The sequence below is a fragment of the Paenibacillus sp. MER TA 81-3 genome, assembly GCF_023713585.1.
Classification (GTDB): Bacteria; Bacillota; Bacilli; order Paenibacillales; family Paenibacillaceae; genus Paenibacillus_B; species Paenibacillus_B profundus.
On sequence record NZ_JAMAWB010000014.1, the window covers coordinates 155561 to 168261 of the forward strand.

At 49.6% G+C, this 12701-nt stretch carries 9 protein-coding genes; 5 read left to right on the forward strand and 4 right to left on the reverse strand.

Annotated features, from left to right (window positions below):
• Positions 1-198 precede the first annotated feature (198 nt).
• A complete protein-coding gene (locus M3650_RS20375; protein ID WP_251577282.1) occupies positions 199-1557 on the forward strand; it encodes a nucleobase:cation symporter-2 family protein in 1359 nt (452 codons plus the stop codon).
• A 246-nt stretch (positions 1558-1803) separates the two neighbouring features.
• On the opposite strand, the gene M3650_RS20380 is transcribed toward M3650_RS20375, so the two are convergent.
• The gene (locus M3650_RS20380) at positions 1804-3141 is read right to left on the reverse strand and encodes a TrkH family potassium uptake protein (RefSeq protein WP_251577284.1); all 1338 of its coding nucleotides are present in this window, start codon (positions 3139-3141) and stop codon (positions 1804-1806) included.
• A gap of 324 nt (positions 3142-3465) precedes the next feature.
• Here M3650_RS20380 and M3650_RS20385 point away from each other — a divergent pair, with 324 nt between their 5' ends.
• Positions 3466-3894, forward strand: coding sequence for an EamA family transporter (locus M3650_RS20385; RefSeq protein ID WP_251577286.1), 429 nt, complete (start codon positions 3466-3468; stop codon positions 3892-3894).
• A 37-nt stretch (positions 3895-3931) separates the two neighbouring features.
• Here M3650_RS20385 and M3650_RS20390 read toward each other — a convergent pair whose 3' ends face one another.
• The 3 genes from M3650_RS20390 to M3650_RS20400 all read right to left on the reverse strand — a co-directional run bounded on the left by M3650_RS20390 (position 3932) and on the right by M3650_RS20400 (position 8512).
• Entirely contained in the window at positions 3932-4897 is a 966-nt protein-coding gene (locus M3650_RS20390; protein WP_251577288.1) for a tetratricopeptide repeat protein, read from the reverse strand.
• Between the two features lie 343 nt (positions 4898-5240).
• A complete protein-coding gene (locus M3650_RS20395; protein WP_251577290.1) occupies positions 5241-6509 on the reverse strand; it encodes an MFS transporter in 1269 nt (422 codons plus the stop codon).
• A gap of 623 nt (positions 6510-7132) precedes the next feature.
• Positions 7133-8512 (reverse strand): YjiH family protein, encoded by a 1380-nt coding sequence (locus M3650_RS20400; RefSeq protein WP_251577292.1) that lies wholly within the window; start codon positions 8510-8512, stop codon positions 7133-7135.
• A 422-nt stretch (positions 8513-8934) separates the two neighbouring features.
• Between M3650_RS20400 and M3650_RS20405 the strand changes: the two genes are divergently transcribed.
• From M3650_RS20405 to M3650_RS20415, 3 genes are all read left to right on the forward strand, one after another.
• The gene (locus M3650_RS20405) at positions 8935-10272 is read left to right on the forward strand and encodes an FAD-dependent oxidoreductase (RefSeq protein ID WP_251577294.1); all 1338 of its coding nucleotides are present in this window, start codon (positions 8935-8937) and stop codon (positions 10270-10272) included.
• Between the two features lie 518 nt (positions 10273-10790).
• Complete coding sequence (locus M3650_RS20410) at positions 10791-11384, forward strand: RNA polymerase sigma factor (protein WP_251577296.1); 594 nt, start codon at positions 10791-10793, stop codon at positions 11382-11384.
• The gene (locus tag M3650_RS20415; RefSeq protein WP_251577298.1) at positions 11350-12522 is read left to right on the forward strand and encodes a DUF4179 domain-containing protein; all 1173 of its coding nucleotides are present in this window, start codon (positions 11350-11352) and stop codon (positions 12520-12522) included. Before M3650_RS20410 ends, M3650_RS20415 begins: the two co-directional genes overlap by 35 nt.
• The last annotated feature ends 179 nt before the right edge of the window (positions 12523-12701 follow it).

Below are 12701 nucleotides of genomic sequence, written 5' to 3' on the forward strand. Positions count from 1 at the left end.
CTTTCGTTTTTCGAGCGTTACATAAGCTCATTTTAGGGAATTTAGACGTTGCAGTCAACCTTAAAGGCGAACATTTTAAATACAAAACTAAAAAATATTCGTAATTTTTCTATACAAAAATAAAACTTCGCACTATAATCAGGTTGTGATAAAAATCATATACGGAACGATACAGAAAATTGGGAGCTGATATCACTTATGGAACAACCAGCGAAGACAAATACGCTTGTCGTCGGCGTCGACGATAAGATCAGTATGGGGAAAGCTTTCATTCTCGGGCTTCAGCACGTCTTGGCGATGGATTTATACATTGCGCCCATTATCATTGCCGGATTGCTTTCGTTAAGCGCAGCTGACACTTCATTCTTTATTCAAATGTGCTTTCTTGGAACTGGAATTGCGACGTTGATTCAGACGGGCTTCGGCTTACGGCTGCCTGTCGTACAAGGACCATCGTATGTGCCAATCGGCGCTATTGGCGCGATCGGAAGCAAGCTTGGGCTGGGCGCGATGACAGGAAGTCTCATTCCCGGCGCGCTGCTGATGATTCTGCTAGGCATGCCGCTGAAATGGTTCGCCAAGGCGGTACGCCGGGTGATCCCTCCGCTTGTAGGTGGTACGGTCATTCTAATTGTAGGCATTTCGCTCATGCCGACCGGCATGAATAATATTTATAGAGCGCCAGGGGATCTGTGGACGAACATTCTCATCGCCGCTGTATCTGCAGGTGTGCTCATCGCATGCATGCTGCTGGGACGTCAATCCAGAGGTCTAGGTACTGTATCGCGCCTCATTTCGGTCATTGTCGCGATCGTTGTCGGCACTGTGGTGGCATCGTTCTTAGGAACGGTTGATTTTGCGCCGGTAGCCGACGCAGACTGGGTTTCCTTGCCGAGCTTCTTTCCGTTTGGCGCACCCGTGTTTGATTTAAGTGCCATTCTGACGATGATGTTTGTATACTTTATTATTTTGATTGAAACGACGGGGACATGGTTCGTCATTTCCTCCATTACGGGGAAGGAGCTGACGGATGAGCGCTTGAATCGCGCGGCAGCCGGAGAAGGCTTGGGCTGCTTCGTCGGCGCATTGTTCGGGGGCACGCCGATGACCGGCTATTCCTCCAATGCAGGGCTTATCGCGGTGACGGGTGTAGGAAGCCGGATGGCGATTATGGCCGGAGGGGGAATTCTTATCGCCCTGGGTCTCATGCCGAAGCTGTCGGCTGCGATTACTTGCATTCCAGAGCCTGTCATTAACGGCATCTTCGGCGTCGTCTGCGTAGCGATTGTCGTGAACGGGCTGAAGGTCATCCAGTTCGTCGATTTGGATGAGCGGGCCATGATGATTATCGGCGTGCCGATTCTGCTCACGATGGCGGTGACGGTGCTGCCGCAAGGCGCATTGGACGGGTTGCCGGACTTCGCTGTCTATGTCCTGTCTTCCGGCATTACAGTCGGCGCGCTCGCCGCTCTGATTTTGAATCTGCTCATTCCTTCAGGCAAGCAAAAAGCGCAACAAGAGTCCATGCTATCGAGCGATGCTCCGACGGCTTCCTAATCGTTCTGTATTTCCATATATGCAAAAAGCACGAAAAAAGGCAGCAGCGCACCGCGCTTGCTGCCTGATTTTGTTGAGAAACCCGAAATGAATTGAAAAAGAAACAAGAATGGTGGGGGTACCCGCTTCCGTCGCTGTTGAATCCAAGTCATTGGGCTGAGACGATGCGGGGATGACTCGGATTCAAAGGCGATCGCCAGGTCTCTCCAGCGGATACCCTCCACCCCTTTTTGTTACATTTTTTCCTTACCCAATCATAATCTTGCCTTCCGGATAACGGAACAAGGATTGCTCCTTGCGGTTGCCAAGCGCATAGGCGAGCGTCATCGGGCCGATCCGTCCGATGAACATCGTCATGCAGATGACCAGCTTGCCGAAAGGCGTCATCTCCGGCGTTAATCCCATGGACATTCCGACGGTGGCTACGGCGGACACTGTATCGAACAATATGCTGATGAACGGCTCGTCCTCTGTAACGGCAAGCAGCATGGACACGGACAGCACCATGAACAGCGCTAGGAAAATAATCGTCAACGCCTTCACGATTTGGTCTTTGGCGAGGCGATGGCGGAACAATACCGCATCTTCACGCCCGCGCAGCATGGCATACACGGCCGCCAGCAGAATGGCGAACGTCGTCGTCTTAATTCCGCCGCCGGCCGATCCCGGCGATGCTCCGATAAACATCAATATGATGAGGAAGAATTGCGTCACTTGCCGCATATCGGCAATGTCAAGCGTCGCTGTCCCGGACGATCTCGCGGAAATGGATTGGAAGAACGACGCATACAGCTTGCCGTCCCATGTTAACGATCCGAGCGTATTCGGGTTCGTTACTTCAAAGATGAATATAAATATGGCTCCGACAACGACTAGAAGCGCTGACATGGACAGCACGACTTTCGAATGGAGCGACAGCCGGCGCGACTTCGGATAATCGTACAGCTCCGCCAACACGATGAAGCCGAGCCCGCCAGACAAGACGAGCAGAAAAGCGATCAAGTTCGTTAAGAAGTCTCCCGCATACTGCTGAAAGCTTGACCCAAACAGATCGAAGCCCCCATTGTTAAAGAGTGACACGGAATGGAACAGGGCGTAGTAGAACGCTTGCGTCAAGGACATATGGCTGGACCAATGCAGCATGAGAATAACGGTTGCGGTGCCTTGAATGACAAATACAAAGATGATAACGCGCTTAATCGTGCGCACGATGCCTTCCATGCTGTTCGCGTTAATTGATTCCTGTAGGATCAATCGTTCGCGCAGCGATATCCGCTTGCCGAGCATCAAGTAGAAGAGCAGCGCCACGGACATGAAGCCGATGCCGCCAATTTGAACGAGTGAAATAATGACCCCTTGTCCGAACGCAGAGAAGGTCGTCCCGATATCGACCACCACTAGCCCTGTGACGCACACGGCGGACGTTGCCGTGAACAAAGCGTCAACGATCGAGAGGGAATGACCCGGTGCGGTGGAAATCGGTAATTTCAATAAAATTGCGCCTATCGTAATAATAAACAGAAACCCGGTCACCAGCACGCGTGCCGGAGTCCAGTGCAACGTTCGCTTTCGCCAAGCAGTCATGTGAACGTCTCCTTTTTATAGACTATATCATGAAGGAACGGCTCCTAATTTCAACTTTACTGGTGTATGTTTTATGAAATGCATTTGTCCGAACCTGAACCAAAACGTTCACTAGTATATCGTTTCCAGCAACGTATGTAAATGACCGTTTTTAACTTATTAACATTTTCCTATTTCAAAGGGGTGTTGGCAAGCGCACTCTTTTGTTATAATTGATAATTGTTCTCAATATATTGCGTTAAGTTCGGCATCAGTTCGATGTATGTAAATCATTGCCGACTTGAGCATGATACTATTATTTGGTGAAGAAGGGGATGGGAATATATGGGGAGTTGGTTTTGGTTCGCTTTGGCCTCTGCCGTAATGGCTGCCTTCGTGTCTATTTTCGGAAAAATTGGCTTGCAGCAGGTTGATTCAAACACGGCCACGGCAATCCGTGCCGTCATTATGGCGTTGTTTCTGATCGGCGTCATAGCTGTTCAAGGAAAGCTGACGCAAATCGGCGAAGTGTTGGCGAACCGCAAGGCGCTGCTATTCATCGTGTTAAGCGGTGTGGCGGGAGCGATGTCGTGGTTGTTCTATTTTTTAGCCATTCAAAAAGGGGACGTGGCGAAGGTCGCTCCCATCGATAAGCTCAGCGTCGTGCTGGCTGTCGGATTTGCATTTCTGTTTCTGGGGGAGAAGCTGTCGATCTGGGGAACGATGGGGGTCGTGCTGATTGCCGTAGGCGTCATTCTGACGACGATTGCATAAGCTGGACGGTTCCACCCGCGCAGGCCGAGAGGGTGCCTTATGACACCCACGGCCGACCGTATACTTTCCAATTCACGACGAAGCGGCTAAGCCAATACGTTGCAATATGAAGCACAATGAAGCCGATAAGAAAAGCAGGCTGAATGATGGCGAAAATGACCCAAATGATAAGGAGAATGAAGGGCTGAAGCTTCTGAAATAGTTGTGCCGGCCACCACACTAGGCGGAACCACAGGTGCGTCTTCTGCAGCGCATCCATATATTCTTCCCGCACCTGCTGATCGCCAGGATCAAGGCGAACCGCCTCTCCCATGAATTTGAGGGAATGCTCATGTTCCCCGCGCTGGTCTGCCGCCCATGCCAGCTGCATGAACGTATACGCATGTTCTTCATTCATCTCAAGCGCTTTGCGCTCAGCTTCTTTAGATTCCGGAACACGTTCCAATTGGGCGAGTACATAGCTGTAAGTGGCATAAGCAATTCCGGCAGGCTCGATGGCAATGCAGCGTTCCAGCGACAGCAGCGCTTGTTCTAGCGCGCCTCTTCGCATTTGGTGCTGCGCCAGGAGCAAATGGGGCGTCGGGTCGTCTGGAGCCACAATGGCGAGCTGCCGAGCGGCGGTCTCGAATGCGCTCCATTCCCCGCGGTCGTAATACACCGACATTCTCACCCGCCAGGCATCCGATTGATAAATATCTCGCTTCAGCGCTTCAGCAGCCCAATGCAGCGCTTTGTCCGGCGCTATCGGCTTGTGGACCATCGCAGCGAGCGACATAACCGTTGGGTGCTCCGGATATTGCTGCTGCAGCCGGGCGGTCCCCAGCAGCGCCTCTTTATATCGTTGCCGCTGATACAGCTCATTAATTTGTTGAATCGCCATTTGGAGGTGTTTGATCGTCTCGCGGTCTTCAGACTCTTCTGCCTCTTCTTCCTGCTGTTCTTGGCAAGCCTGATGCTCTTCGACTGCTTCGATCGCTTGTTTCCCGTCTTGCTCTTGCGACATCCTCCGTCACCTCCGTATTGAAATCATCTATCTTCCATCCTGTTGTCAATGAATATATTTATTCGATAACCAAAAAGGTGTGCTGTTAAATATATCAGTTAGGGAAGTTGACAATATTGTAGATCTCAGCGGCTACCGCCGCAAGTCCCCAGTTGGGCTGTTTGTTAAAATGTGTCTAAATAATGGTATGTGTTACGTTACCATACACCCCATATGAATGTCATCAGATGCATGAACAAATATATATATATGGCATATAAAAGAACCGCTATCGGAGAGCAAGCGTCTCTTTAGATAGCGGTTCCAGTTTTTTTTTACGTTATTCGCTTGCGTTCATTAATAATTAATCCTCAGGCAATTCCTTCGCCCACTCATCCAGCGTCGCATCGTTAGGCAGCAGCCACGTCAACAGGCCGAGAATCGGCAGGAAGCCGCATGCGATCATCACGTTTGTGATACCCCAGCCGTCGATGAAGTAACCAAGCACGAGTGCGCCAATACCGCCCATACCGAATGCGAAGCCTGTAATGAGCCCCGATACGGTTCCGATATTACCCGGATGAAGCATCTGAGCGTAGACAACCGTTACCGAGAAGCTGGAGAGCAGGATGAACCCGTTCAAGGTCAACAGGACGGCAGCCCAGAACGGAGTGACGAACGGCAGCGCCAGCGCGATCGGCACCGTGCCGACGATGGAGACGAGAATCAGATTGCGTCTGCCGAAGCGGTCGGCAAGCGGACCGCCGAAGAACGTTCCAACCGCACCGGCGGCCAGGAACAGAAAAATATAAATTTGCGCATTGTCGAGACTGAGCTTATAGGCATCCATCAGATAGAATGCATAGTAGCTCCCGATAGCAGCCCCGTACCACGAGCGGACAAAGACGAGCACGACCAAAATGATTGTCGCCCAGAGGATGCTTTTGCGCTTCGCAGGGTCCATTGCTCTTGCCTGATGGCGCTTTTTGAACGTGTAGCCGGCATCGAGCATGCTGCGATACCACTTAGCTACATACATCTGTACAGCGATTCCGGCGGCTGCGATAATCGTGAAGCCGAGCGCCCCAATCTGACCGAACGGGATGAACACCCATTTCGTCAGCATCGGCGCCAAGGACTGCCCAGCATTCCCGCCGACTTGAAAGATGGACTGCGCCAGACCTTTGCGCATTCCAGCGGCCATATGGGCAACCCGGCTGCCCTCTGGATGAAAGGCGGCGGAACCGAGGCCGACGAAGATAACGGCAAGCAGCACCATCCAATAATTCGGCGCATAGGCGAGCAGGAGCACACCGGTAAAGGTAAAGCCCATCCCAATCGGCAGGAGGATCGGCGTAGGTCTGCGATCCGCCGCATAGCCGACGACAGGCTGCATGAGCGATGCCGTAAAGTTGATGGCGAATGAAATCCAGCCAATCTGCGTGAAGGACAGGCTCATCGTATCCTTCAGAATCGGGAATATGGCCGGGATGACGGCTTGAATCGAATCGTTGAACAAGTGTACGAAGCTGATGGCGAGCAGAATGCGGAACACAGTCGTCTGCTGCGGGCTAGCTTGCGGCCGAAGCGCTGCGGATGCAGGGCTCGTACCGGCGGCATCTTTGCCGTTCATGGACAAGCTCCTTTCTCTCTGGCGGTAATATGTATGTGATATCATCGATACAGGAGTCAGTTCGTGATAGGTACAGCGTGCCTTCCCGTTGCCGCCATGGGATGATAGCGGAAGAAGGAGCGAGCGAATGAAGTAGAGATAGCGCAGCGGGATGCGTGATGACTGACGGTAAAGAGGCCGTTTTCGCAGCACTTCTAGAAGACTGGTGAATAAGTGGCGGCAAACTGCAAAAGTGCAGGTTAATGGAGTATTGAGCGCCGTTTACCTTGAACAACCCTTTCGAAATGAATGATGTAACGATAATCGTTTTTAGGAAGGGAAGCAATATATAAAAAAGCCCATATCCAAGCAAAAAACGGGGATTCCCGTCACCGGATAGGGGCCTTTCGAGCGATTTCGCATTAGTGCGAATTGAAAAAGTCACTGTTCAGCACCGAGAAGGTAGCAAGAACTCGAAGCGCATGCTCCCGAAGCGAGTTTTGCTCCGTAAAACTTGTAAGGAGCAGCGGCAGTGCAGGCGAGACTACATGAGCACCGGACTTCAAGAGTGAATTGCAAGATTCGATGTCGAATCACATCTTGGGATATTTCGTGATCAATAGGGTGTTTTTGAACAACCTCTATTAGAACAGCAGATGCGCAATCAATGTAATAATCGGCAGCGTAATAAGGGTGCGCAGCACAAATATAATTAAAAGATCCTTCAGATTGACCGGTATTTTGGAGCCGAGCAAGAGACCGCCCACCTCTGACATATAAATGAGCTGCGTTACGGACAGCGCCGCGACGACGAAGCGGGTCAGCTCGCTTGTTATATTGGAGGCGAGCACAGTAGGCAAGAACATATCGGCAAAGCCGACGAGAATCGTCCGTGAAGCCGCATCCGCTTCTGGCACACCTAATAGATTCAGGAGCGGAATGAACGGCCAGCCGAGCCATTTGAACAACGGCGTGAACTCGGCAATCGCCACCGCGAGCGTGCCGATAGCCATAACGACCGGGATGACTCCAATCCACAGGTCAATGATGTTTTTGCTTCCGTTCTGCAGGAAGGATCTCGTCCCCTCATGCTGCTTCGCCTTGCCGACCGCTTGATGGAGCGCCCAGCGCCATGGCTTCCACGCAGGAGGTATCACTTCTTCTTCGGCTTGTTGCACTTCGCCGTAATACGTATCCGGCTTGCGCGAGAGCGGCGGGATGCGCGGCATGATGATGGCTGCGACCATACCCGCGAACGTCACTGTGGCGTAGAACGGCAGAAACAGATGCGCCATGTTCACATTGGACAGCACAATAAAGCTGAACGTAATCGAGACGGCCGTAAAGGTCGTTCCAATAACAGCCGCTTCCCGTTTCGTATAATAACCCGACTCATATTGCTTGCTCGTCATCATGACTCCGATCGTGCCATCACCGAGCCAAGAGGCCATGCAGTTAATGGATGAACGACCGGGCAAGGTGAATATCGGGCGCATAATTTTCGTCATCAGCGTTCCGAAAAATTCGAGCAACCCGAAATCAACAAGCAGCGGGAGCAGCAGACCCGCCAGCAGAAAGACGACGAACAGGCCGGGAATCAAGCTGCTTAGCAGCATTCCGCCCGTATTCTCCGACCCTATCCAGTCAGGACCGATCTGAAAGTATGTCAACAGCGCAAATATCATCCCCAACGTTCGGGTGACGAACCAGAAGGGGGTAATGTGAAACATGGATTTCCATAATGGAAGCGCAAGCAGGCGCTTCGGCGCGAGCCAGCGGGTGTAAGCCGTCCCGATCCAAGCAAGCACGATGACGATAGTGGCGGCCAGCGGCAGCCATGGCGCTAATGCATGCTGAATTGCTTTGGCCAAAAATGCAATGGGAACCGTTACTTCCCCATTCCATTGCAGGGGCACGACGAAGAGCAAAAGCCCTAGCAAGGAGGGAATGGCAAATCGCAAAATCCCTGTCCAGCCTTCGCCCCGTACGGGAGCGGATGACTGTGGGTCGTTCGTTGGTGTCATGTATATAATCTCCTTCGAGTTGAAAGTATAATTATGCAGACCCCGTATACTTTAATACAAACCTATATAAAAACCAAGGATTTGCGCCATAATCAAAAATGGTAAATATATGAATACACATAGCTGCGAGCGAACGAATCGGAAGAGTGTTCTATGATATTTATCACATTTTTTTTACTATACATTGTGAAAGTTATTATTTTCACAAATTAGACAAATGATAGCGTTTGCGCGAGGTTGTCGTGGCTAAAGAAACGAATATAATAAAAGTATGTTCGGTTGATGCAATGAACAATGTCATACAACGAACAAAAGGCACAATATTTTTTATTTTAGTAAGTGAAGGTATTCACATTCACATGGATTATTATTTTTCACCTTTTCAATACAATTCTGACTTGAACATAAGGGAGGAACTTACTATGAAAGTTGCAGTCATCGGTTGTACACATGCAGGCACCGCCGCTATCGTCCAAACGGCCAAGCGTTACCCTGAAGCTCAAATTACCGTATATGAACGAAACGACAATATCTCCTTCTTGTCCTGCGGCATTGCCTTATATGTGGGCGGCGTCGTGAAAGACCCGCAAGGACTGTTCTATTCTTCGCCGAATCAGCTTGCCGACCTTGGAGTCGTCACGAAGATGCGCCACGATGTGCTTGATGCAGACACAGCCAATAAGACACTCCGCGTACGCAATCTGGAGACGGGTGAAGAGCTTGAGGATACATTCGATAAGTTGATTATTACGACGGGTTCATGGCCGGTTGTGCCGCCGTTCGAAGGTATCGACCTTGACAATATTATGCTCTGCAAAAATTATAATCATTCCAATGCCATTATTGAAAAAGCTCAGGATGCCCGCCGAGTCGTCGTCATTGGTGCAGGCTATATCGGCATCGAGCTCGTTGAAGCGTTCGAGGAGAACGGCAAAGAAGTGACGCTTATCGACATGAGCGATCGGGTGATGTCGAAATACTTGGATGCTGAATTTACGGCTTCCGTGGAAGAGACATTGCGGGCAAAAGGCGTGCGGCTGGCGCTCGGAGAAACGGTAGCTCGATTTGAAGGAACCGACGGGCGCGTCTCGAAGGTGGTTACCAATCAGGGCGAGTATGAAGCGGAACTCGTCATTCTCTGCATCGGCTTCAAGCCGAGCACGGAGCTGTTCCGCGGCCAGCTTGACATGCTGGATAATGGAGCCATCGTAGTCGATGAATATATGCGCACGAGCCAGCCTGATGTATTTGCCGCAGGGGACTGCTGTGCCGTACAGTACAATCCGACGGGTCAAGCTACGTACATTCCACTGGCGACGAATGCCGTCCGCATGGGCACGATTGCCGCATGCAACCTGGTGGAGCCGCGTATCCGCTCGCTTGGCACGCAAGGGACGTCTGGGATTAAGATTTATGATCATCATATCGCTTCTACAGGCTTAACGGAGCAGGCGGCACTTGCTGCCGGAATGAATGTGAAAGTGAGCACAATAACAGACAGCTACCGGCCCGAGTTCATGCCGACTCATGAGGAAGTCATGCTCAAAGTGGTGTACGAAGCGGATGGCGAACGCATCGTCGGCGCGCAGCTAGCATCGAAAATCGACTTGACGGCTGCTGTCAATACGCTGTCACTCTGCATTCAGAACAAGATGACGATGGATGAGCTGGCAGTTGTCGACTTCTTCTTCCAGCCTCATTTCAATAAGCCGTGGAACTTCTTGAACACGGTCGGGCTGCAGACGCTGGCACGAGTATAAAGGGCTGTTGTCAGGCGAACCGCAACCTGATTAATGTATATACCATCTATACGCAACCGTCAATGTCGCATTCCATGTGATATTGGCGGTTGTTGACTTCTAAGAAGACAATCCCTGGTACTTAATAGAGGTCGCATATATAACGAAACGCAGGAGGAGGGAACATACTCCTTCATACATACGATAGTCGGGAGTGAGCAAGATGTACGTCGTTGAATTAACCTATACCAAGCCGATGACAGAAGTGGATGTGCATTTAGAGGGGCACCGTTCTTCCTAGACGAACAATATGCGCAAGACAAGTTCATTATTTCCGGAACTATAGATGCAAGCGCCGTCTAATGACGACGCTTTTTCTTTTGAGTATCTACTTAAAGGGGATAATACCATAATGAATTTTGGCGGGTTTTTTTAAATTGGAGATGAGTAAAGCTACTATAATTCGCCACAATAAAAAGATAGTGTCACAAAATCGCATTTTGAGATTGTTATATAGGTACGAGAAAGGAGGTGATCTCTTGCAGCCAACCATCCCCGGGGAAGCGGAAGGAAAAAGGAATGCAATTGAAGCGGTTGTAGAACAGGTCCAAGCAGGAGACACACAGACATACCAAGCGATCATTATCCAGTTTGAACGGCAAATGTATACTTACTGCTACTATATTTTGAAGGATCATACGGAGACGGAAGATGCCGTTCAGGAGATCTTTATTCGCGCCTATGAAAATCTTCATCAGTACAGAAGACAAGTATCCTTCTCTGCTTGGCTGTATAAGATAGCCTACCATCATTTGATTAATATAAAGAAAAAGCAGAGCCGCTGGCTCAAGCTGATCGAACATTATAAAGAGCAGCAGCCTGCGCTGCAAATCTCACGCGACGAGTCAGTGGTCTATGAGCTTTTGACTTATCTTACAACGGAAGAGCGGCATATTTTACTCCTTAAGGCGGTAGAACAGTACACCTTTGAGGAAATAAGCGAAATCATGGGCCTCAAGCCCGCCACAATACGGAAAAAATATGAAAGATTGCGTCGAAAACTGATGGAACGTACAAGCCAAAAAGGAGAGATGGCACATGGGACATTGGCCGAAACAAACGGAATTCGCTGAAATGGATGCAATAGAACAAATGATTCGTGAATCGTCATTACCAGACAAAAGCAGGAGTGATCAAATTATGAATAAAATTGGAGAGAGTGAACTGACAAGAAGATCTTCGAAACGAAAACCAAATATAATGAGAAGAACCGTCTTGGTCGCATCTGTCGCAGCAGTACTAGGTGGAGGTGTGATTGGCACGGGATTTGTATCGCCGGCAATGGCTGCAACATTACAGAATATTCCAATGATCGGCGGCCTTTTTAAAGGAATGAGCAAAGAAGCTCTGGATACTGCCATTAACCAGGGAATCGTATCTGAACCCAACCTGAGTGTAACCCATGATGGAGTAACGCTGGAGTTAGCCAGTTTGCTCTACGATGGAACCCGTTTATCCTTCGTGTTGGAGCGTGAAGGGGCAGATTTGCCGCCAACTGCTGCTTATTCATATCTATCTGAAGAGGGGTTCAAGGGAGAAATTATCGATCCTGACTTTGAGAAAAAACCGATTCATCTTAAAGGGTATATTAAAAGGCCAACCATTCTTGTTAACGGACAAGAAATTGAATTTGACAGCTCCAACTATGGGGATTTTCTTGTACAGGACGATGTTGCTTATAAAGTTGAATTGACACATGGATTGAAATTGCCTGACCAATTCGAGCTCACGATTCAGGCGGATGTCACACAGGTTAATGAAACCTTTGAATTCAAAACTCCCGTGAAGATAGAGAATAACTCGCTTGTGTTGAAGCCGGAGGTCTCCAAATCGGACGGACAGTTCAGTTATACCGTCAAGGAACTAGTTAGTTCACCAGTGTCTACCCGTCTCATTCTGGATAGTAAGGGCCCGGTTCCAAAATCTCCGGAGCAAACGGGCGATTACAGCGCCAGCATGGTCTATTATGAGCTTGTGGACGACAAAGGAAATGTCCTGCAACCAGATGGGGTCGAGTACTTCTGGAGCGAACCCAAAACAGAATATCACATTGATAAGCTGTATTCCCCTTTTGACGGCAATACGAAATCGATCACGATCAAGCCGTTTACCCTTACGGTAAAAACCAAGGATTGGAAGGTTGTCGGCGGCAATGACAAGGATAGAACATATCTGAAGGATCTGGAAGTGACCATTCCTATAAAAAAATAGCAAAAAAATAGAGAGGCTGTTTCAAAAGTGATATGCTCCCCTTACGGTAGATAGGTGAAATAATAAAACCTGTGTATGGGGAGCTTTTTATGCCTAATAAAAAATATGATGCGTCAGAGAAACTCTCATTATCCTTGATGAAATCGCAAGTGGCGAAATTGGTGTTAAGGCTGCAGCCA